The 23,634-nt window shown below is 47.7% G+C and carries 18 protein-coding genes; 5 read left to right on the top strand and 13 right to left on the bottom strand.

The window, feature by feature from the left end:
- Positions 1-50: 50 nt before the first annotated feature.
- Positions 51-854, bottom strand: a complete 804-nt coding sequence (locus H8K36_RS13385; RefSeq protein WP_186917000.1) for a PhaM family polyhydroxyalkanoate granule multifunctional regulatory protein — start codon at positions 852-854, stop codon at positions 51-53.
- Positions 855-1,145: 291 nt separating this feature from the next.
- On the opposite strand from H8K36_RS13385, the gene H8K36_RS13380 reads away from it, so the two are divergent.
- Genes H8K36_RS13380 through queC form a run of 3 tightly spaced genes read left to right on the top strand, consistent with a single transcriptional unit; the run spans position 1,146 to position 3,630 of the window.
- The gene (locus H8K36_RS13380; protein WP_186916999.1) at positions 1,146-2,105 is read left to right on the top strand and encodes a DUF3108 domain-containing protein; all 960 of its coding nucleotides are present in this window, start codon (positions 1,146-1,148) and stop codon (positions 2,103-2,105) included.
- A 4-nt stretch (positions 2,106-2,109) separates the two neighbouring features.
- The gene (locus tag H8K36_RS13375) at positions 2,110-2,865 is read left to right on the top strand and encodes a DUF3108 domain-containing protein (protein ID WP_186916998.1); all 756 of its coding nucleotides are present in this window, start codon (positions 2,110-2,112) and stop codon (positions 2,863-2,865) included.
- Between the two features lie 48 nt (positions 2,866-2,913).
- The gene (queC, locus tag H8K36_RS13370) at positions 2,914-3,630 is read left to right on the top strand and encodes a 7-cyano-7-deazaguanine synthase QueC (RefSeq protein WP_186916997.1); all 717 of its coding nucleotides are present in this window, start codon (positions 2,914-2,916) and stop codon (positions 3,628-3,630) included.
- A gap of 13 nt (positions 3,631-3,643) precedes the next feature.
- Here queC and H8K36_RS13365 read toward each other — a convergent pair whose 3' ends face one another.
- Positions 3,644-5,869: a bifunctional diguanylate cyclase/phosphodiesterase gene (locus H8K36_RS13365; protein WP_186916996.1), complete on the bottom strand. Its 2,226-nt coding sequence runs from the start codon at positions 5,867-5,869 to the stop codon at positions 3,644-3,646.
- Positions 5,870-6,000: 131 nt separating this feature from the next.
- On the bottom strand, positions 6,001-7,278 hold the full coding sequence (locus tag H8K36_RS13360; protein ID WP_186916995.1) for an Hsp70 family protein: 1,278 nt from the start codon (positions 7,276-7,278) through the stop codon (positions 6,001-6,003).
- 277 nt (positions 7,279-7,555) lie between these two features.
- On the opposite strand from H8K36_RS13360, the gene gshA reads away from it, so the two are divergent.
- A complete protein-coding gene (gene gshA, locus H8K36_RS13355) occupies positions 7,556-9,172 on the top strand; it encodes a glutamate--cysteine ligase (protein ID WP_186917153.1) in 1,617 nt (538 codons plus the stop codon).
- A 64-nt stretch (positions 9,173-9,236) separates the two neighbouring features.
- Here the strand turns inward: gshA and H8K36_RS13350 are convergent, their stop codons facing one another.
- The gene (locus H8K36_RS13350) at positions 9,237-11,423 is read right to left on the bottom strand and encodes a S41 family peptidase (protein ID WP_186916994.1); all 2,187 of its coding nucleotides are present in this window, start codon (positions 11,421-11,423) and stop codon (positions 9,237-9,239) included.
- A gap of 307 nt (positions 11,424-11,730) precedes the next feature.
- Here H8K36_RS13350 and H8K36_RS13345 point away from each other — a divergent pair, with 307 nt between their 5' ends.
- Positions 11,731-14,979: an Ig-like domain-containing protein gene (locus H8K36_RS13345; RefSeq protein ID WP_186916993.1), complete on the top strand. Its 3,249-nt coding sequence runs from the start codon at positions 11,731-11,733 to the stop codon at positions 14,977-14,979.
- Between the two features lie 62 nt (positions 14,980-15,041).
- Here the strand turns inward: H8K36_RS13345 and H8K36_RS13340 are convergent, their stop codons facing one another.
- The 9 genes from H8K36_RS13340 to bioD all read right to left on the bottom strand — a co-directional run bounded on the left by H8K36_RS13340 (position 15,042) and on the right by bioD (position 23,634).
- Complete coding sequence (locus H8K36_RS13340; RefSeq protein ID WP_186916992.1) at positions 15,042-15,833, bottom strand: TIGR00266 family protein; 792 nt, start codon at positions 15,831-15,833, stop codon at positions 15,042-15,044.
- 121 nt (positions 15,834-15,954) lie between these two features.
- Entirely contained in the window at positions 15,955-17,076 is a 1,122-nt protein-coding gene (locus tag H8K36_RS13335; protein ID WP_186916991.1) for an acyltransferase family protein, read from the bottom strand.
- A 34-nt stretch (positions 17,077-17,110) separates the two neighbouring features.
- Positions 17,111-18,019: a hydroxymethylglutaryl-CoA lyase gene (locus H8K36_RS13330; protein ID WP_186917152.1), complete on the bottom strand. Its 909-nt coding sequence runs from the start codon at positions 18,017-18,019 to the stop codon at positions 17,111-17,113.
- A gap of 22 nt (positions 18,020-18,041) precedes the next feature.
- Complete coding sequence (locus H8K36_RS13325) at positions 18,042-18,971, bottom strand: 2-hydroxyacid dehydrogenase (protein ID WP_186916990.1); 930 nt, start codon at positions 18,969-18,971, stop codon at positions 18,042-18,044.
- Positions 18,972-19,101: 130 nt separating this feature from the next.
- Entirely contained in the window at positions 19,102-19,608 is a 507-nt protein-coding gene (locus tag H8K36_RS13320) for a hypothetical protein (protein WP_186916989.1), read from the bottom strand.
- Between the two features lie 17 nt (positions 19,609-19,625).
- On the bottom strand, positions 19,626-21,620 hold the full coding sequence (locus H8K36_RS13315; protein WP_186916988.1) for an acetyl/propionyl/methylcrotonyl-CoA carboxylase subunit alpha: 1,995 nt from the start codon (positions 21,618-21,620) through the stop codon (positions 19,626-19,628).
- A gap of 23 nt (positions 21,621-21,643) precedes the next feature.
- The gene (locus H8K36_RS13310) at positions 21,644-21,877 is read right to left on the bottom strand and encodes a hypothetical protein (protein WP_186916987.1); all 234 of its coding nucleotides are present in this window, start codon (positions 21,875-21,877) and stop codon (positions 21,644-21,646) included.
- A 25-nt stretch (positions 21,878-21,902) separates the two neighbouring features.
- The gene (bioB, locus tag H8K36_RS13305) at positions 21,903-22,937 is read right to left on the bottom strand and encodes a biotin synthase BioB (protein WP_186916986.1); all 1,035 of its coding nucleotides are present in this window, start codon (positions 22,935-22,937) and stop codon (positions 21,903-21,905) included.
- Between the two features lie 10 nt (positions 22,938-22,947).
- Complete coding sequence (gene bioD, locus H8K36_RS13300; RefSeq protein ID WP_186916985.1) at positions 22,948-23,634, bottom strand: dethiobiotin synthase; 687 nt, start codon at positions 23,632-23,634, stop codon at positions 22,948-22,950.

Genomic DNA, 23,634 nt, shown 5'->3' with positions numbered 1-23,634 from the left:
GGAGTCGCATTGTCGGCGACTCCCTCTCTCTCACAGGCGCAAAGAACCTGTTAACGCTTCACCCCATTTTTTGTTACTCGGCTCGACGTTACTTTCGTAGCTGGCTTCTTCGCGCTTGCTTTTATATTACCCTTCGTGGCCTGGTCACTTTTTGCCCTTGCACTTTTTGCCGTTGCAACCGGAGCTTTGGCTTTGGCGGTAGTGCGGCTGGCAGGTGCTTTGCTTTTGCTGGGCTTTGACTTTGGCTTCTCTACTTCGCCAACTGGCTCGTCTTTAAGTGCATTGCCTAAGGCTTGCTTGAATTGATCTTGCAACACATTCCACCAAGCAGCAGGACTTGAATAAGCATTGGGAGCGTCGCTCATTTCCTCGTTCGGCGTCGATGCTTGTGCCTTGGTGGAAGGAGCATCCTTTTTCGCATCGGATGCATTAGCAATTTCATCTTCCTCGTCGTCATCGCCAATTTGATTCTCTACATCGGCTTGCGCCTCGCTAACAGCCCCTGCATTTTGGTGCATCGGCCATTGCGCATGTTGATTATCTGACTCTGTCGCTGATGAGGCTGGACGGGTTCCGGCACTTTGCGCGAAACTTTCCCCCATTGCTTTCAATGCGGTAATGGTTGCTCTCTGAACTTCCAATGCCTGTATCGTCCCCCGTAGCATGTTCATATTGACATTTAGCCACGATTCGACCGTCTTCAAGTCCTTGATTTGTTTATCAAGTTCATCGACAGAAATCGTCGGCGTCACCATTCCCGGAAGTTGCATGTCGCCCCACAACTTGCGAATAAAGTTAAGCGGATCATTCATCGCCGATTGGGCATCAGCACCAGGTTGAAAAGGGTTTTGCATGCAACTCCTCCAAGCTCTCAATCAGATTTTCATAGAAATAGGGCTTTTCTACGCTTTCGGCATACATTTATCACTACAAGTCACGTTGCAATCCAAAGTGCGGATATAGGTATGCTTATCGCAAGAATAACCCAGAACGATTACACTACGGTTATGAACTCGTCTTTTTTTAATCAGCACCTGAATTTCAAATCAAAATTACTGAGAACCGTCGCTTTTCTATGCGCAACGGTGCTTGTGCATCTCATTTTTTTTGAATCAGCAGGCTGGAAAGACTGGTCGGCGAAAAAAGTGGAAAAAAACTCCTTGCCCTTAGCGGTACGACTCCAAGCGGAAACCAGTGCCGTTGAAAATAAGAAAACAGAAGCCACTCAAGTACCAAAAAGAGCTCCTGTCTCGAAACAAATCAGGGCAAATAGAGCAAATACGGTTGAAGTAGATTCGAAAAAAACCGAAAGTAAGCCACCTGCAGACAATGAGATAACAGAGAAAACTTCAGATCCAATCGTGGAGACCGTTATCGAGAATGTTGACACCAGCTCGGCGACCACGCCATTTAGTCTGCGCCTTCCGCCCTCAGCCGAGATGAAAATGGAAGTTAGCTACACCAAAGTCAACGGCAGCCCTACCCAAGGCGTTGGCAGTATAAGTTGGAATACTGATGGTGGAAGCTATTCTGCATCGGTACAAGTCGGTATCGATTTATTACTAACAACTGTCAATTTGTTGCAAATTAATAGCGAGGGTAGTATCGACGCCCAAGGTTTAGTGCCAAAACTCAGCACCGATACACGACGCAATCGAGCGATGACTTCCATACATTTCAATCCGGAAGAGAAAACAATTACTTTTTCCTCCTCCAATAAAACGGTGGCAATGGAGAACGGCGCACAAGATGCGGTTAGTGTACTGTTTCAATTGGCCGCCCTTGGCAACTCCGACTCTAAACAATTGAGCGTCGGGAAAGAAATCAATATTCAAGTGGCTGAAGGTCGCGATGCACATATGTTTACTTTTACTGTCGTCGGCGAGGAAAAAATTGATAGCAAATTAGAGCCAGAAACAGGAAAGCTCGATACGATCCACCTTATTCGACCGCCTCGTCCGGGCTCCTATAATTCCAGCTTAGAAGTATGGCTCGCCCCCACCAAAGCATGGTATCCAGTGCAGATTCGCAATACCGAGAGTAGCGGCACCGTCACAACACAGAATGTCGTCGAACTCAGACAAAAACAAGTAAGGCCACAGTAAGCTCATGAGCAACTTCGTTATCTCGCGCTCTGCATATCGATGCATTTGTTTTTTTCTTTGTGCCTTGTTTTCCACAAGTTGCCTTGCAAATGGTATCAACCTTGCGCCATCTGCTGAACTGATCTACAAAATTAAGTCTAGCCAAAAAGGTATTCCGGTAAGTGGTGAGGCGAAAATCACCTGGAAAATCAACGATGGGGTAAACAACACCAAAAACTATGACTTACTTTCCGAAACCAGCGTCACTTTATTCGGCAAGATATTGACGAGCAGCAGTAAGGGCACGATCAATGAATCAGGACTAGTACCAGAACAATTTGTAGAAAAGCGTTTTCGACGCGAGCAAACGAAAACCATTTTTGAACGCCAAGCAAAATTGATTAAGTTCTCAGGTGGAGAACCTGATCTAGCGCTGCGTGGAGGTGAACAAGATCGATTAAGCGTCACTTGGCAGGTGGTCACTCTGGCTCGACAAGCAGGCAGTAAATTGAGCAATGGCCAAGAGTGGAAAATGATCGTCGCTGGCGTTCACGATGCTGATCCGTGGATATTTACAATTAAAGATCAGATGCGCATACACACTGATTTGGGCGACCTAGACGTAGTGCATATTTTACGAGCACCACCTGTCGACTCGCCCGGACAACAGCTAGAATTGTGGTTAGCACCCGCGTTCGACTACTATCCAGTGCGCATCAACTTTATCGACGCCAATGGCGATCGTATCGAACAGAAAATAAGTCGCATTCAAAAGCTCTAGCACACCACTGGTTCCGAAACCAATTTAGTCAACTTTAACTTTGCAACTATGACTCACACAACAAACAATGGTCGCGCACTAGTCCTCTTTAGTGGTGGTCAAGATTCGACGACTTGCCTGGCATGGGCATTACATCATTTTTCACATGTAGAGACGATTGGTTTCCATTACGGCCAACGCCATGCGATCGAGTTAGAAATGCGCCCACATCTTTTGGCAAAAATTCGCCATCTTCAATCCGAATGGAATGGCCGTTTAGGGGAAGACCATATGATTGATCTTGGTCTTATCTCGCAACTATCCCATACTGCAATGACCGAAGACATCGCGATTCAGATGCAAGCAAATGGTCTACCCAATACTTTTGTACCTGGACGTAATTTAATGTTCATGCTCACTGCGGCCACACTTGCGTATCGCCGCAATTTAAGTGTGCTGGTTGGAGGTATGTGTGAGACTGATTTCTCTGGCTACCCAGATTGTCGTGACGACAGCATGAAGGCACTACAAGTCGCAATCAATTTGGGACTAGATACTCGTATGCGTCTGGAAACGCCGCTGATGTGGATAGACAAAGCCGGCACTTGGAATTTAGCCGAAAAACTCGGGGGCGAGGCTTTAGTCAATCTGATTCGAGAAGATACGCACACCTGCTATTTAGGACAACGGGGCCAACTCCATGAATGGGGTTATGGCTGTGGCACTTGCCCGGCCTGCGAACTCCGGGCGAAAGGCTATCTCGCTTATCGTGGTCAGAAAAAATAAGCGAACAACAAGCTTATTTCCACTCCGTCATCCAAGAAGCAATCGCACTTTCCAACATAGGGCGTGCGATCAAGAAGCCTTGCCCTTCATCACAGTGCATCGCTTGTAGGGCTTCATAATGCGCCTGCGTTTCGATTCCTTCTGCGATCACTTTCAGTCCTAACTTCTTACCCAATTGAGTGATCAGCTCGGCGATTCTTGGGCCGCCTTGGTGATCAATTTGGTTAACGAAAGCGCGATCGATCTTCAAGCGGTCTACAGGCAATTTATCAAGATAGCTCAGTGAGGAAAATCCTGTGCCGAAATCATCAATTGCAATCTGGACGCCAATAGACTTTAGCTTATCAAGCGTCTCTTCAAAGTCAGCGGCACCATTCATGGTAACCGACTCAGTAATCTCTAATTCAAGGTAATGCGGCTCTAAGCCGCTATCACGCAGCGCATTGCTAACCAATTGCATAAAATCCGCTTGTCGGAACTGAATCGCAGAAACATTCACTCCCATCCGATCAAGTTGGTATCCATCATCGAGCAGTTGTCGCATGGTGAAACAAGAGGTACGTAAGACCCATGCTCCAAGACTAATAATCAAACCTGAATGTTCCGCCAATGGAATAAACTCTGTAGGCGAAATCATTTTCCCTTCATCCGTACGCCAGCGCAATAAGGCCTCAAACCCAACGACTTTGCGCGTACTTAATTCGATTTGAGGTTGGTACATCAAATACAAACGTTCCGCGTCAAAAGCTTTGTGCAGATGCTGCATCAACAAGGAGCGTTCACGAATCTCTACCCCCATCTCCCGCGTAAACAAGGTATATGAACCACGCTGGAAGCCCTTCGTTCGTTTGAGGGCGATACTGGCGTCCTTCAGAACATCTGCGCCAGTCTGTTGGTTATTATCGAGCGCAACCATTCCCATCGACATCGAAACGTTATGGGATGTGTCATCAATAACGAAAGGATCATGAAATAAGCGCATCAGGGCTTCTGGTTTCAAGGTCCTTTCGTCGCCCAATAGTCCGAACACGTCACCACCGATTCTCGCGAGGAACACGGAGGATCCTAGTGACTGCTGCAAACGATTGGCGACCGCTCGCAATAATAAGTCACCATAACGATGACCGAGTACATCATTAATCTCAGCAAAGTCATCGATATCAATCAAGACCACCATCTGATGTCCAAGTGCAGTGTCGATTGCAGCACCAATTTTCTCGATAAATTTGAGACGATTAGGCAGCATTAAGAGCTGATCGCGGAAAGCATAATTCTTTAATTGACTAACCAAGCCTAAATTGTCGAGACACACGCCAAGATTGGCGCAAAACACTTCCAACAATTGATGATCGATATCCGAGAGCGCATAAGGAAGTTCAATGAAAGCTGCGATCGCTCGCTTGCCTCTTCCAGAAAAATACAAAGTCATATTGTGTTCTTCGAACAGAGACACACGCTCCGTTAAGGCTCGACGCAAGGCATCACGAATGACCGGATTATCAATCTCATCAACAGGTCGATTCATCAAGTTTTTATATTGGCCTGCAGATGCAATCACGCTATAGCGGAAGTTGCCCTCAGATTGCTCACTTTCGTCTGACTGTGCGCACAAAAGACCTTCTGAGGGGACGCCACATAAAGCAGCGATTTGTGTGATCACACCAGAGGCAAAACCTTGAATTCCGTCCTGCATTGAAAATGCAGCGCTCGAGGTAATGATTTGATGTAGGCCACGACGACTTGCCTCGATGGTTCGCAATTGATCATAAGAGCGAATTGCTGCAGTTAACGCAGTAAGCAGTTTCTTACGTGTGAGTTCATTCTTGGTTTTGTAGTCGTTGATATCGTAATCACGTATCGCATCTTCTTCCGGCGCATACCCCGGTTGGCCAGTCCGCAAGATAATGCGTGTATCCCGCCATTTCAGTTCATCTCGAATAAAACAAACTAAATCGAGTCCCGCGTGTTCAGTTTCCATCACCACGTCAAGCAACACAACCGCAATGTCGGATTCGACTGCGAAGCGCTCATGGGTTTCTGCTTTGGAGTAAGTGTGAATGAACTCGAGACGTCGATTCAAGATTTTGACGTCAAGTAGTGAAAATTCGGTGGCGCGGTGTACGTCTTCATCATCATCGACAATGGCGATCTTCCAGGTACGCTGAGAAATATTCGCCAGTGATTGCGAATCGAGATCTTCCTCGATCAGTATCTCGTCATCGTCAAGATGGTCTGACATGCTGCCCCCATTTGAGTGTAAAACTCACATAAAGTTTTTCTTTCAGTATATCGCAAGCAAGTTGCCGTGCAACACTTTAGAGAGAGCAAAAACACAATCATGTCTAGAAGACAATCAGACCATTTTGGACTTCAGGCGTAGCGGCGGTGGGCTTCCCAGCCTAAGCCAGAGCCTATACTCCCAAAAATGTCGCCATCGACCTGTTTTGCGCTTGGCAAAAGTGTTGCCAATTTCTGACGCAAACCCTTCACCCCACTGGCGCCGCCAGTGAAATAAATGGTGTCTATAGCATCAACGCCCACCATCGCCTGTCGCAAACTGTGCTCGACCGTATTGCAAATCTCGTCCAGCAGCGGCGAGACCGCTGCGCGAAAATCTTGCTCGGCAATTTGTAGTTGTGGAACGACAGCCAATTTATCTTTCGTTCTCAATCGATCTAAATGGGGTTCGACTACGGCTTCACTGCTCAATCTGATCTTCGCATCTTCAGCCTGTATCGCCAGCCAATGTCCGTTTCGCTCTTCAATCAAATACAAGAACCTCGCGCAAGCTTCTCGCAATGCAGGATCAGCAATGTCGTGCTGCAAGTCTTGAATTTCGCGTACTACCTTCTGTGCGTAGACCAAATTGATCGTATGCCATGTTGCTAAGTTGAAGTAATTTGCTGATGGCATATCAGCTCCGCCAAGCAGCTTTCCACCTAAGCCAAGAAGCGGCATAAATTTTTGTAGGCTGAGATACTTATCGAAATCTGTTCCACCAATATGGACACCTGAATTGCTCAAAATATCCTGCTGCCGATCGGTCGAGCGCTTGCGCTCTGGCGATAGACGCACAATTGAAAAATCAGATGTACCTCCTCCAATATCAACAATTAGTACTAACTCTTCTCGATTTAAGCGAGATTCATAATCTAACGCTGCTGCAATTGGTTCAAATTGAAAACTCACTTCTTGAAAGCCTGCACTGATCGCAATTTCTTTGAGCGTCGCTTCCGCGAGTTGATCGGCTTTAAGGTCATCATCGATAAAATGCACAGGACGTCCAAAAACAGCGTGTTTAAAACTCTGCTTTACATTTATTTCAGAACGACGCTTGAGCTCTTGAATATACTGAGCCAATAAGCTCTTGTAGGAGATTCGTCGTCCTTGTACCTCGGTATGCCCTTCGATGAGCCCTGTCCCCAGTAAGCTCTTCATTGAGCGCATTAAACGCCCTTCGTAGCCATCAAGATAATCAGTCAAAGCAGCTCGGCCATAGCTTACTTCGTCAAGGTCTGCATTGAAAAACACGACCGAAGGCAGCGTTACTTTATCGTCCTCTAATTGAGCCAAAACGATTTGTTCGTCTTGATAAACTCCAACCGTGGAATTTGAGGTACCAAAATCCAATCCACATGCGTATGCCATTACTATCCTTCAACCAAACCGCAACAAAGCCGAGATCTTAAACCAAACTATGCGAATCACTACGGAAAATTATGCATGCGCCTGCAACTGCACCGCTTAAAACGTGTTTGCATCGCAAGTTTTACCAACATTTTCTACTGAAATTTCGTGACAGGTAGATGACATAAGCCAATACTTAATTGAAAACAAAGAGAAAAAATCCAAGACAATATGCGAAACTCAAATTTCGGCTATGCTATCGCGTCTGACGTAATTGATGCCGATTCCAGTGATAAGGATGTTTGATTTGAATAACGCCAATTCCCCGGTGCTACAGCAGCGCCTCCAACTCATTTCCTCACAAGCAAACCTCGCTTTGCTTGGCCAAGGCCTGCGCGGAATAGAGCGCGAAACCTTACGAGTGGATAGCAAAGGGCAATTGAAACTAACGCCACATCCGCCTGCGCTGGGCTCTGCGTTAACTAATCCGCTGATTACGACTGATTATTCTGAATCTCTGTTGGAATTTATCACGCCAGCAGAACAAGATATTGCGATTGCATTACAAAAATTAGACGATATCCACAGATTCACGTATACGAAATTTGGCGATGAAATGTTATGGAATCAGTCCATGCCTTGCCAGTTACCTGACGAAAAAGATATCCCTATCGCGTGGTACGGCACTTCACATATTGGCATGATCAAACATGTTTACCGTCGTGGCTTAGCTCTTCGCTATGGTAAAAGTATGCAATGCATTGCGGGCATTCATTACAACTACTCGCTTTCCGAAGATTTATGGAAGTTGTTAAAAGTTGACGCAAAAGATTCTCGTAGCGATATGGATTTTCAATCTGAGAGTTATATAGGATTGATTCGCAACTTCCATCGCTATAGCTGGTTGCTCATGTATCTATTCGGCGCCTCCCCTGCACTCTCAAGCAGTTTCTTGCGCGGTCGTAGTCATAACCTAGAGACCCTATCGGACGACACACTTTATTTGCCTTATGCAACTAGCCTGCGCATGAGTGATCTGGGCTATCAAAACAATGTACAAGATGGTTTGGTGCCACCCTACAACACTCTCATGGAATACATGCGTAGCCTTTCTCTCGCAGTCAGGAAGCCACACGCGCCCTATGAACAGCTGGGCGTAAAGAGAGATGGCGAGTGGGTGCAGATTAATTCAAACGTACTACAAATTGAAAACGAGTTTTACGCGACGATTCGTCCTAAACGGGTTATCAAGAGTGGCGAGCGACCTGTTGAAGCCTTGTGCTCTCGTGGCGTTCAATACATTGAAGTCCGTTGCATGGATGTCGACCCTTTTGAACCATTGGGAATCAACCTCAGCACATCCCGTTTCCTTGATGCGTTTTTACTGTTTTGCGCACTAGAAGAGAGCCCAAGTACAAATCAAGAAGAAGGCCAAGAAAATCTCTCCAACTTTGCCAAAACGGTCAAGTATGGACGACAACCAGGTCTAGAATTGCAACGTCATGGCGCGTCGGTTTCCTTGCAAGATTGGGGCTTAGAATTAATCGAGAAAATCCGTATTTTGGCGGAGGTGTTGGACCAGCAGGCTACCCATCATCAACATACGGAGAGTTTGGAACTGCAGGCAGCGAAACTACGCGATCCAAATCTCACCCCATCAGCGCGCGTACTCGAGAAAATTCGCACAGCCAATAACTCCTACGCTGAGTTCGCCTTACAACAAAGTGTGGCAATGGCGACACATTTCCGCCAACAGCCGCCAACTCCTGCTGTAATCGACTATTTCGATAAACTGGCGGCTGATTCGCTGCTCGAGCAACAACAGATGGAACAAAATCAATCCGGTAGTTTCGACGAATTCATCGAAGACTATCGCTCGAGAACTTCTAGCCAGATTTGCTGTGACGGCCCATAAAATTTGCGTGTCGACATACAAGAAAGGCTAGGTGATTACCTAGCCTTTTTTATCTCCACTGCCGTCAATTCAATAAACGAATACTGCGCCAAGGGTAAGGATCAGCTTCGACTTTCCCCGGCGGTGGGCCACTCACTGAGCCATTACTTGCTGGACAACTGCCATTTTTTGCATAATGCAAGGCGGCACCCAAGCGTGCTTCGCTCGTATCGCCTAACAGATGATCGAGGTCGTCCGCGACCTTACATTGGGGTGCAAAACCATTGACGTAATCGCCCTTACCTAGCGCATTGACGCCTGAGAACTGAATCGCAAAATAGGCCATGCTGCAATTATTGGCTTGTCGGAATCCATAAGGTTTACCGCAGGTGTTTTCACCGATCAAGATCACTTCCATAAAGGGCGTCAAACTATTGATGATCGACTCGCTCGCTGAACAGGTACGACTTCCAGTCAGAACGAAAACGCGCGATAAATTTAGTGTGGGTAATGGACGGCTTTTAGTGTCATAGGCGTAAAACATCGTTGTGCCTGCGTTCGTGCGGGCAAAATACTTTTCGTTGTATTGCAGTTGTTCGAAAACTTTACCGGCCGTCCGGCTCCCCCCTATCATTGCGGCCACTTCATCCGCGATATAGAGGTAACCTCCACCGTTATAGCGGAGATCGAGTATCAGTTCGTCGACATTGGCTTGCTTGAATTGAGTCATCGCATCAATCAACGGTTGCTCAGCTGACTGGATATGATCGTTAAACACCATATAGCCATACTTTTTACCGTCTGCATTAAGCACCTGGCTATTCAGTACAGGAGAACTAGACATATTAATCGCTGTCATGCTGACAGTGCGCGCTTGCGTTTGTCCCGGATCAACAATATCGAAACTATGAGTCTCTGATTTACTTGGATACAAAGCGTTGTATTGCACATCATTTGCCGGCTGAGCGAGAGAAGTGCCGTCCACCTGAGCAATCGTTGCGCCTCGTTTCAAGCCCGCTTTATCCGCGGGCGAGCCTGGCTGCACATAAACCACGCGCAAACGCGTTCCTTGCCGTAGCAAAGTGTATCCGTAGGTGACACTGGTTCCACTTTGAAAGTAGCCATCGATAGATGCTTGAGAAGCGGTGAAACTAAATTTATCTTTACTCTTGACCAGCAATGCATCGAAGTATGCTGTATCGGGAGTCGTTGGCGAGACTGGGACATCAACAATTTCTTTGTACCACAAATACACGTCATCAAGATGAGCACGAACCCAGCTCTGCTTGCCAACTGGTGTACACACTTCGGCGAGATATCCATAAAATGGCGTCGCGTTCAAACTGAATGTCAGTTCCGAAGTAGGGATCATTCGCTCTGGTAGAAAAGTACTTTCGGGTGTGACCAAGCTTAATATGGTCATGGTCTTACCGATTGTATCTGTCTCACTCAAGTAATTGAGACCTTGATCGACGGCAAACATGCGTGCGACTTTGTTTCGCCCATCCAATAACTTCACGACCCAGCCCCATTGTGCATCGTTACGGAATTGACGTGCGGACGTTAGAATCATGCGCGCGGCACGCCCGCGTGCCAGGCCTTTATCCAGCTGCCCGGCCCAGTAATCTAATTCTGTTACGGTCGGTGCACTCGCGTCTTTGCGCCCGAGTCCATTCTTATAAACCTGTAAAATAAAATCGCGATTACTCGAGCTACTTGAATATCCAGTGAGTACTGGATATTGCAAACCAGCGCGATAAAAGTGATCTGCCATCCGATCAAGCGTTAAGCCATTGTTATACTGATCGATCCAATAAGCCAAACCATCGGCGTCCGGCACCCTCGTTAAAAAAACGGCGTATAAATCGATTATCGAATCCAAGGTTTGTGCGGTCACCATGCTGGCGAAATCACGCATATCAAGATTCACACGAACATCATCGAACACAAGCAGCTTTTTACCCTTGATCGTGATGGATCCTTCATTTCCGACTTTATCACTGAGCACAAAACCGACACTGATACGAGTGATGGTGAAGTTACTTCGCGGTCCTTTAAGCACAAAAGTCTCATCGGCAGTTGGCGGCGAAAGCATCGGCGCTGCAGCAAATTGCGGAATCGTTTTAGCTTGTTCAGAATTTCCACCACAAGCACTCAGCATCAAAAGCAGAGAGAAAAACATTCCCCACAACTTGGCATCATTTAGCTTCGTCACCATCATCACCCCACTCCACACTACTTTATTAGTACTCGTATTATATCTTTTGACCATGCACTCTCACCAATACTTCAGCTTGAGTTCTTACCTTTAAGAAAGCCTCGTTCGGATTCCGGCACCAAGTCGTTATTTGCCTGTTCGACTGTCTCTTTTTTGAACACATAAACCGCCTTCTCGCTACCGAAAGCATTGCTAGAACTGGGTTTCTGTCGAAACCAATCGATAAACGACTAAAATTGTCATTATAAAAAATCTATTGATGTCGACTATGGTCTCTACGCCACCAGCATTTTGGGGGATATCGCCGTTGATCATGACATGAATCAAATCGTTTAACCGATACAGAAAGTGAAACATCGTGATGAGCCGTAACCCCATTCAAGCACTTCATGCTTTTCTGTTTCTATGCTTTAAGCGTGGATCTAGAAACAAAAATTTATCGTTTGTGATTAAAGTATTTTTATGTGGTTTGATCACTTTACCGATTTTTGCGCATGCGCAGACGACCTTGAACTCTGCCGCCACTATCAATATTTCTATGACTGAAGGGCAGTCTTTCAGCCAGACCTTTAATGGTACAGGTACTATCGACAATACTTATACACTCAATGGCACAGCGCCAGCAGGTATCAGCATTTCCACGATCAATGCACCACCACCGTCGACTTCGGGTCATCATATGGTGTTATCGGGTACACCAACCGCGGCTGGCACCTACACGTTCAACATTGATGTATTCGCCTCCAATTTTTCTGCTACTGTTTCCTACAGCACGACCTTAGTTGTAACGGTAGCAGCGGGCGCACCAGATGCGAATAATGTCACACAAAGTGTTTTGCAAAATAGCAGTAATAACAGCATCGCGACGAGTACCTCAGGCGATGTCAGTAGCGTCAACATTACGTCGGGGCCCAGTCACGGTACCGCTAGCATCAACGGTACGACGATACGTTACACGCCAGCCACGAATTATTTTGGCACGGATAGCATCAACTACACAGCAACTGGGCCAGGCGGCACTTCAGCAGTCGCTACCATCTCACTTACCGTCGCCGCTGTGGCGCCAAGTTTGACATCCAGCACGACTAATATCGATGCGAATGGCACCTCAACCACACTCATCCCTAGCATCACCGGCACCGCAACTTCGATCACGATTAGGCAAACCCCTTCTCACGGAACAGCGAGCGTCAACGGCCTCAACATCATCTATACACCAACCGCTGGTTACATCGGTACCGACACTATCACTCTCTTCGCCAGCGGTCCTGGTGGAGTTTCAAACACAGGCACACTGACACTCAACGTCGTTGCGCGCGCCCCGAGTATTGCCACCAGCAACACGAATGTCGATGGTAACACCACGGGCAATCTCATCACACCATCGATTTCTGGGATCGCGAATACACTCAATATCGTCGCTTCTCCAAGTCATGGTACAGCGGTCGTCAACGGCATGTCGATCTCTTACACACCAAATGCTAACTATGCAGGAACAGACAGTATCAGCGTAACCGCGACTGGCCCCGGCGGTACTTCCAGCGCCACAACATTGGCAATCACCGTGAACTTACCTGCACCTGTCATTACACCTGTGAGTACCGCTGTGATCGCCAATAGCGCCAACAACACGATACGTCCACCGATTACAGGCATCGTCAACACTTTAACGATCACCGCCCCACCTGCGCATGGTTCGGCTGCCGTCAACGGTTTGGATATCGTGTATGTGCCTGTCGTTGGTTATGTTGGTACGGACAGTATCGGTGTTACTGCGTTTGGCCCAGGCGGCGTATCGACTGCCGCCACGCTCAGCATCACTGTTACAGCACCACCGCCCGTAATTACCGCCACTAATATCAGCGTCAATGCCAATAGCTCTGCAAATGTTATTACGCCGTCAGTTTCTGGCTTGGTTAGCAGTTTGACGATCAGTGGCAATCCTGGTCACGGAACGGTAAGCGTCAATGGTTTAACGCTGATCTACACACCAACTTCGGGCTTCGTTGGTAGCGATAGCATCAGCGTCGCAGCAAACGGCCTGAGTGGTAGTTCATCTCCAGCCGTAATCAATATCGATGTGAGGCCAGTCACAGTTAACCCTTTAAGTTTGGTTGTGCAAGCCAATAGCCAAACAAATGCCGTGAACCTGCCGGCGTTGGCCGGTGCGACAAGTTTGACGATCACTACGACTCCAATACATGGCAGCGCGAATGTGAATGGAATTGGATTGTCGTACACACCGAGCACGAATTTCGTGGGCAATGACAGCTTACGCGTTTCAGCTGTAGGTAGTAATGGTGTTTTCGCGAGTTTTGACGTAAGTATAGCCGTTACTGCAGCAGCTCCGGTCGCCAGCAAAGCGAGCCTGAGCGTTGAGAGTGGTCGTACCGCGACCATTGACCTCTCGCGCTATGTGACGGGGCCCACGTTTACCGGCATTAGTCTAGCACTCGCTAGCACTCCACTACACGGCACCGTGAGCATCAGTGGCAGCAACCTAAGCTATACCGCCAGCCCCAATTACAGCGGTAACGATAGCCTCATGTTCATCGCCAAAGCGGTGGGGGGCAGCTCACTTCCTACGGAGTTAGCAATTACGGTCACCGCTCGCCCTGATCCTTCTATCGATCGTAGCGTGGTTGGCGTACACAACGCGACCACAGCCGTTGTCCGGCATTTCGAGCAAGTTCAAATTGATCAATTCAATGGTCGCCTACTAGAAATCGCTTCACAAAGTCGCAGCACCACTAAATCAGATGAAGCAGGTAACAATAAAACCTGCGGTCAAATTGGCGCATGGGTATCTGGACTCAATAGCTACGGTTCGTATCGTGGTCGTGACGGCAGCAAATACACCACCATGGGTTATAGCGCTGGTGCAGACCGCTGTTTCGGATCTTCAAGTACCACGATCGGTATTGGGCTCGGTTACGCACGCGACCACAATGAATTAGCACAAGCGGGCGTCAATATGACAGCATCGGCCAACACCATCGCAAGTTACATCAGTACACAGTTGATCCCAGCCATGCGCCTCTCTTTTGTCGCAGGTGCCAATCGAATTGGTAATCGCTACCAACGATATGAAAGCAATTCAGGATCTCTCGCATACGGCGAATGGAATGGCACACAAGCATTTTCGTCTAGCTCTGTGAGTGGAGATCTTGATGTGGCAATGATCAAGTTCTCACCATTTGTCAAAATGGATTTGTCGAATCTCTCACTCGACCCTTATACCGAGTCGGGAGCAACGCCCTATCTCTTACACTACCATCAGCAATCAATGCGCAGTCAACGTAGTACGGTAGGTTTCAATAGTGAAATGACGATAGAAACGCCCTGGGGTAAACTGATTCCACGTTTGCGGATGGAAGTGCAGAAAGATACTGCTAAACGCAATAGTTTGAAAATTAACTATGTCGATTTCCCAGATGCCGTGTACCTGATTCCAACCAATGAACTTGATCGTCGCATCACTTTAATCGCATTTGGCGCCGACATGAATTGGAATAACGGCATCGTTACGATATTGAACATCACTCGCAGTAGCGCAAATCAGAACAATCAAAGTAACCGTATCAATCTGCGTTTCTCGTATAACTATTAAGCAACAACAGCGTATAACAAAAAAGGCGAACCGTAGTTCGCCTTTTTTGCTTTTGTGATGGTTTAATCACGTTCAAACAAGTTGCCGAGGCCGCCCAGCACTGAACCCTGCTCCGCGCCCTGACCACCACCGATCTTCGAAGCGCCGACAATACGATTTGCCATACGACCTAGTGGCAAGGACTGTAACCAGACCTTACCTGGGCCGCGCAAAGTCGTAAAGAAAATGCCTTCGCCACCAAACAAAGCTGTTTTTACGCCACCCACAAATTGGATATCGAAATCAACATCAGAAGTGAAAGCGACCACGCAACCTGTATCAACCCGCAAGGTTTCGCCTGGTTGCAAAACACGTTCTTTCAATGCGCCGCCAGCATGCACAAAAGCTAAGCCATCGCCCTCAAGCTTTTGCAAGATGAAGCCTTCACCACCAAAGAAACCGGCGCCCAGACGTTTTTGGAATGCGATACCTAAAGACACGCCTTTCGCTGCACACAAGAAGGCATCTTTTTGGCACAACAAAGTGCCGCCAATTTGATCTAACTTAACAGGAATGATGCGGCCTGGATAAGGCGCACCAAACGCGACTTTGCGTTTACCTGATCCTTGATTTGAATACACCGTGGTGAACATCGATTCGCCGGTGATCAAGCGCTTACCTGCACCAAGCAAAGAACCTAACAAACCACTGTTGGACGCGGAACCATCACCAAAAATGGTTTCCATGCGGATTTGATCTTCCATATAGAACATCGAACCAGCTTCACCGACTACAGATTCATTGGGATCTAACTCAACCTCAACATACTGCATGTCATCACCGAAAATTTGATAATCAATTACGTCCATTGCCATGATCTTGTCCTTGTCAAAAAAAGCCCTTGAATCAACATTAAAAAAGGGCGAAAAGTGATCGCTATTGTAGCGATAAACGCGCCACGAACAAGCCTAAACAAACGGTAAAAAAATGAATTGACTACCGAGGCGCGAAAGTTCTTAAGAAACTAAGCAACTTCCACCGCTGCGCCATCACTGGTTTTTCGATGAAATGCCAGGAAAAAACAGCGCAAAAGAGAGTCAGCACACCTGAGATTAACAACAACCGAGTAACTTCAATTCCTGGGATCATAGCAATGACAGCCTGCTGTATTGGAAAAGCATAAATGTAAACACCGTATGAATAATCCCCCCCGCGATTAAATCGGCGTATCAAACCGGATGGAAGATAGGCAAAAGAAAATACAAGATACGGCAACACAAGCACATAGGCATATCCGAAAAAACTCTTGTGTAAGCCAAGACAAAATACAAGAAACAACATCGCCATCACCGTGAAGACACGATGCAAAGGAATCCATCGACGAATGAGATAGTACAAAGTGCCGCTCAAAAACATCAGAGTCAAATGTGCGAGTTGCCTTGCCTCCAAAATATAATGGGAAGACAAGATCTGATAACCACAGTATCCGGCGAAGAGCGATAAGATAAACGCCACGAAGATTGGGAAGTGTTTAGTTCCGAGTTGATACACGATCCACATCAACAGCAATAATCCATACATACTAAGCTCGTAGACCATGGTCCATAATGAGCCATTGACGACTTGAGGAAACGGATTATTGACAAACACCCCAGGCAAATAGAAGTCGAGCCCAGTCATTAAGCTAGCTGACTTAAGGAGGTGCTGTAGAATGCGGGGGTCTTGATAATACGCTGACCAAGTATTACTGCTGAATGCAGCACCAAGTACCAACACCACCAATAACAACATCACCCATAGCGCGGGAAAGATACGAAGAAATCGCGCCAAGAGATAGTCGATCACACTTTGACGCTGAATCAAACTTGCACCGACCAAAAAACCACTGCTAACGAAGAAGATATCGACCGCGATCGAACCGATACTCATACCGAGAGTCGATCCTAATGGCTCAGGACGCCCGAGCAAGGCGTAGCAATGACCAAACAGAACCGCAAAGGCTGCGATAAAACGAAGAAGATTGAAATTATTATCTTTCCCTTTTTGCGGATCGCAATAAGAGGACAGTTTAGGTGCCAACTTAGGCGCTTGCGTGAGATACGTTAGTGGAGAAAACAAAGAACTCACCGCAGTTCGCACCCAACACCGAGCTTCAAGCTAAGCGCTTGGCGGCAATCGCGTTGCCCGCACGGCTCACTGCCTTGCGACCAAGATGCTGGGAAATAAACTGACCCGCATCGACCACTTGGTCGAGATCAACGCCGGTCTCTATACCTAAACCATTCATCATGAACAACACGTCCTCTGTCGCTACATTGCCCGTCGCGCCTTTGGCATATGGACATCCACCCAAGCCCGCTACTGAAGAATGGAAGATACTGACGCCAACTTCCATACTGGCATAAATATTCGCTAGAGCCTGACCGTATGTATCATGAAAATGCCCTGAGATTTGATCAACAGGGAATTCTTGCGAAACACGGTGCATCACTGCCTGCACATGACGTGGTGTGCCGACACCAATCGTGTCGGCAATGTCGATTTCATCGCAGCCTAAATCGCGCATTAGCTTGACCACGGCCGCCACTTCTTCAGGCGTCACTTGACCTTGATAGGGGCAACCAAACGCACAACTGATACTGCCGCGCAGGCGAATGCCATGCTGTTTCGCCGCAGCTGCCACATCGCGGAAACGTTCTATCGATTCGGCTATCGAACAATTAATGTTTTTCTGTGCAAACGCTTCCGAAGCTGAACTAAAGATCACCACTTCGTCTGCGCCAGCGGCTAACGCTGCTTCGAAGCCTTTCATATTGGGCGTCAATGCCGAATAAATGACACCTGCCTTGCGTGTGATACCTGCCATTACTTCGGTGGAAGTGGCCATTTGTGGCACCCACTTTGGCGAAACAAAAGAAGCCGCTTCGATATTTGCAAAACCCGCTTTCGTTAAACGGTCGACGAGTTCAATTTTCACTTCGGCAGAAATGGTTTCTTTTTCATTCTGCAAACCGTCACGTGGACCGACTTCCACAATCTTGACGCGCAAAGGCAGGTTCACTTGTTTTGCTAATACGACCATTTCAATATCCTTTCAACTGGTCAACTAAGCCAGCGACTGTTTCCCCACGCTCAAGCGAGGCGATTTTTCCTGCAATCTGTTTTGCACTTTCATCACGCACGGTCAATGCTGAAATATGCGGGGTGATGTGTATCCGTTTTTCTTGCCAGAATGGATGGCTTGGTGGCAAAGGCTCTTCACGAAATACGTCCAAAGTAGCGCCAGCAATATGACCAGACTGAATCAAACTCAACAAATCTTCTTCAACAATGTGAGCACCACGGGCGACGTTAATCACATATGCGTCAGACTTCAGCAACGACAGCTTCGACTGATCTAATAAATTCTCAGTCTCTTTCGTCAAAGGTAGAATCAACACCAGCACCTTGGTTTGGCTCAGAAATGCATTCAAGCCGGCTTCACCATCAAAGCACTGAACACCGTCGATTTTCTTCGGTGAACGACTCCATCCGAGTAAAGGAAAACCAAATACCTGCAAGCCTTCAATAATGCGCTGGCCCAATGCACCCAAGCCTAACACGCCAATACTAAACTCTTCTTTACGATGCGGCGCTAATGGTTGCCATTGTTTCGCATCTTGGGAATACTGATATTCATCGAAGCGACGGAAATGACGCAAGACCGCATGCGCCACATATTCCGCCATCTGCACACCCATACCCGCATCATCAACTCGGATCAAGGGTACGCCAGCAGGAAGTGCTTCACCGAGCTGCAATATCGCATCAACGCCAGCACCAAGATTGAAAATCGCTTTCAGATCTGTACGGCCACGCAACATCGCCGCAGGAGGTTTCCACACCAGTGCATAATCAGCCGGCGCGGTGTCACCCTCTTCCCAAATTCGAATGTCGGCAGTTGGCAGATACAGCCTAAAAGCGTTCAGCCATACTTCTGGGTCGGCACCTGTTGCGTAATAAATGATGTTCATATTCAATTAACCAATTTGGTAAAACTTTGTGGCCATCAAACGAATTTGTAAGGCGGTGGCAACCGGCGCCGCCAAATTTCTTAGCCCCTGAGCAGCGTCGGTTGCACCCGACCTACGAATCTTCAGTGGTTTAATCCTTTGTCTCACGTTGAATTCGACTTTCCGCTGCTTCCTTAACCAAAGGCCAATTCTCGAAAGCACTTATCGCATTCGGGTAACCAGCGTTCACAGATGCGAGTAACATTGCCTCTGCACGGTCAAGATCATTTTGCAAACCGAATCTCAAGGTTTGCGAGTGGTAATGCATATACAGCTCGAATTGTGCTTCAGGGTCTCCCTTTTCTGCAGCAATCTTAGCCTCTACAAGCCGAGCTTGCATCACTTCTTCTGACTCAGACTCGTAATCACGAATACCTACCTTTGTATTGCTTCCACGATCAAGTGCAGCAAAAACGGAACTTCCCAAAATACGTTCCGCTTCTTCAGGACTCTTTTCTTTAAAAAAAGAAACATCAGGAGATACGCCATCGAACGTCTTCGCACGTAACTCCGCTGTCCGATCTATATCCAACATGTAGAAGATAAACTTCTGTTTATCTTCGTCATAGTGAATCAGCAGATCGCGTTTTTTGTTCATACGAATCGTTGCGCAAATTACTGCTTAAAATTCAATAACGGTGCACCTTCAGTGACTTGATCACCAACCGCATACAAAACTTCTTCGACCACACCATCATGTGGTGCAGAGATGGTGTGTTCCATCTTCATCGCTTCCATGATCAACAACGCTTCGCCTTTTTTCACTTCTTGACCATTCTTCACTACCACTGCGACGATTTTGCCTGGCATCGGTGCTGTCAAACGACCACCTTCTGCTTCTGCTTCACCGGCATGTGCCAAGACGTCGTTGTAATGCAAGACGGTATGAACACCTTGGGTGAAAACATGGAACTGCTCGCCATCACGTACCACGGTGCCGTTCACGGTTTGTTCTGCCATCGCTAACACGAAGTCATTGCCTGCTTGACGCACCAAGCGTACATCTTGAGAAGCGCCATTGGCGGAAACTGTCCATGCATCTTGTGCGTAGACCACCGTTACTTCGTGCTTTTGATGTTCTTCTTCGAACTTCAATCCACGTTGCAGTTGGCTATTCATACGCCAGCCTGTGCTGCTTTGCCATGGGTCACTGCCGTTTTGCTTTTCACTGGTGATCAAGGCCACTGCAGCAAAAGACAAGGCATGCAAACTGGCCGCGGCAGGCGTTGGGAACAAGGCGTCGTGGTTACGTTCAATCAGGCCGGTATCCAAATCCGCAGTGGAAAATGCCTGGCTCTCAATCAAGCGAAACAAGAAAGCGATATTCGAATTCAAGCCCACAATTTGGTACTGCGACAAAGCCTGTGCCATACGTGCCAAAGCTTCTGTTCTATCTTTGCCCCACACGATCATCTTGGCAATCATAGGATCGTAGAACGGTGAAATCGTATCGCCTTCACGTACGCCACTATCTATCCTAAATGCCGCTGGGTCTGGTGAACCACCAAGTTCGAAATTGACAGCGCTTGGTGTGCGGGCATGGCGCAAGGTACCGATCGATGGCAAGAACCCTTTTTCCGGATTTTCCGCATACACGCGCGCCTCGATAGCGTGGCCATGAATCCGCAACTCTGATTGTTGCAATGGCAGTTTTTCACCAGCAGCCACGCGCAATTGCCATTCGACCAAATCGGTGCCCGTGATCATTTCCGTCACTGGGTGCTCAACCTGCAGACGCGTATTCATTTCCATGAAATAGAAAGAGCCGTCTTGGTTGGCAATAAACTCTACTGTGCCGGCGCCGACATAGCCAACCGCTTTTGCTGCCGCTACAGCCGCTTCGCCCATCGCTGCGCGACGTTCAGCAGTCATACCTGGCGCGGGTGCTTCTTCTAACACTTTTTGGTGACGACGTTGTACTGAGCAATCGCGTTCAAACAAGTAAACACAATTGCCATGCGTGTCGGCAAACACTTGAATCTCAATATGGCGTGGACGCTGCAAATATTTTTCAGCGAGGACTTTATCGTCGCCAAAAGAATTGATCGCTTCACGTTTGCATGAAGCTAAACCATCTTTGAAGTCAGCCGATTTTTCAATCACGCGCATGCCTTTACCACCGCCGCCTGCGCTGGCTTTCAATAACACTGGATAACCAATACGGTCCGCTTCACCTTGCAAGAAATCTGGGTCTTGATTGTCGCCGTGATAGCCAGGCACCAAAGGTACATTGGCTTTTTCCATCAGCGACTTCGCTGCAGACTTGCTACCCATCGCTTCAATTGCGGAAGCTGGCGGGCCAATGAAAGCGATGCCAGCTTTGGCGCAGGCATTCGCAAACTCACTATTCTCAGACAAGAAACCATAACCAGGATGGATCGCTTGCGCACCCGTTGCCAATGCCACCTCGATGATTTTGTCGGCACGCAGATAACTTTCTTTGGCAGGTGCTGGACCAATCAAGACCGCTTCATCACACACCGCCACATGCTTAGCATTGGCATCCGCTTCGGAGTACACCGCTACGGTCTTAATGCCCATGCGACGCGCTGTCGCGGCAACACGGCAAGCAATTTCGCCACGATTGGCGATGAGGATTTTGCTAAACATGATTTTTGTCTTTCTTCTCTAATTCAAATATTAACAAGCTCGATTCGAACATCTTTCTCTTGAACGCCAATTAGCCATTCTGTATTTCCGGCTATGTCACAACATTCCAATTCAAAGCCATATGGATCACCATAAATCTCAAGGATCGTCGCTATGTCACCGACTTTGGGGGCTCGAGTATTGAAGGCATCTGACACAAGTAATTTGTCAGTATTGATCGCGGTCACCCGAACGACGTCAAAAGCTTTGAAACCCATCGCTATACCCTTGTATTCAAACGACTTAACTGCAATTCCCCGCTTTTTTCTCCACCACGCCACGCGTCTTCAAACCCAATTTTCCCAACAAGACTTTGTCGTCTTCTGCTTCTGGATTATCGGTCGTTAACAATTTGTCGCCGTAGAAAATCGAATTCGCACCAGCCAAGAAACACATCGCTTGAACGGCTTCTCCCATTTGACGACGGCCTGCAGATAAACGCACGCGTGCTTTCGGCATCGTGATACGTGCCACTGCGATCGTTCGTACGAATTCCAAAGGATCAAGTGGGTCTAAGCCATGCAAAGGCGTACCTTCGACTTGTACCAAGTGATTGACCGGTACCGATTCTGGGTAGGGATTTAAATTTGCCAATTGCGCGATCAAGCCAGCACGTTGACGACGTGTTTCGCCCATACCGACGATACCGCCACAACATACTTTGAGACCCGCCGTACGTACATGACCTAGGGTATCAAGACGATCTTGATAGTCACGCGTAGAAATCACGTTATTGTAGAACTCTGGTGCGGTGTCGAGATTGTGGTTGTAGTAATCCAAGCCTGCATCTTTCAAACGCTGTGCTTGTTCTTCTTTGAGCATACCCAAAGTAGCGCAGGTCTCTAAGCCCATCGCCTTCACTTCGCGCACCATGGTTTCTACTTTTTCCATGTCACGATCTTTTGGCGAGCGCCATGCCGCACCCATACAGAAACGTGTCGCACCGCTTTCGCGTGCTGCTTTCGCTGCATCTAAAACCTGACGTACGTCGAGCATTTTCTTCGCTTCAACGCCTGTGTCATAACGCGCCGCTTGCGGGCAGTAGCCACAATCTTCTTCGCAGCCACCCGTTTTGATCGACAACAATGTCGCCAATTCCACGTCACCATTCGGAAAATTTTCACGGTGCAAAACTTGCGCCTTGAAGAGCAAATCATTAAACGGCAGATCGAACAATGCCATCACATCTTCTACAGGCCAAGTCTCTGCCGTAATCGGCTTGACTGGCGCTTGAAACGTCATTGCCTGTGCATTTTCTAAACTAACTGTCTGTTCCATGATCTCTTCCTTACTTCAATAAATTCAAATTGACATACTGACTCGCCTGCGCCACATCCTCTGCAGCTAAGCGCGGCACAACACCTAAACATGGCGCGCCGAGACGCTGCAGTAATGCTTCTACATTTTCATCAAAAAATCGCATTTCCGTATCGACTGTATTGGCCACCCATGCAGCCAAACGTAAACCGCTAGCGCGAATTGCCTGCGCTGTTAACAACGCATGGTTGATACAACCCAAACGCATTCCCACCACCAAAATGACTGGCAAGCCCAAACGCTGCGCCAGATCGACGGTACTGGTTTCATCATCTAATGGCACGCAAAATCCGCCTACGCCTTCCACCAAGACCACATCCGCGAGGCGCTGTGCTTGTTGATAGGATTGCTGAATATGCTGCACATCCATCTTCACGTCTTCCAACTTCGCCACAATATGCGGCGCCGCTGGTGTACGCATCAAATAAGGCACGACGATTTCTAGTGGCGCCTTGACGCTTGATGCAGCCACCAAACTATCGACATCTTCATTATGCAAAACGCCATCGATTTCATCCGCACCCGAAGCGATGGGCTTCATCCCTAGCGTCGATTTTCCTTGCTGCGTGAAAGCGCGTAACAAGGCCGACGTCGTAAAGGTCTTGCCGATTTCGGTATCGGTGCCGGTAATGAAATAATCGTTTTTTCTGTTTTGCAT

Source organism: Affinundibacterium nitidum, assembly GCF_014284155.1.
GTDB lineage: Bacteria > Pseudomonadota > Gammaproteobacteria > Burkholderiales > Burkholderiaceae_D > Undibacterium > Undibacterium nitidum.
This window is presented reverse-complemented; position numbering and strand designations above follow the sequence as displayed.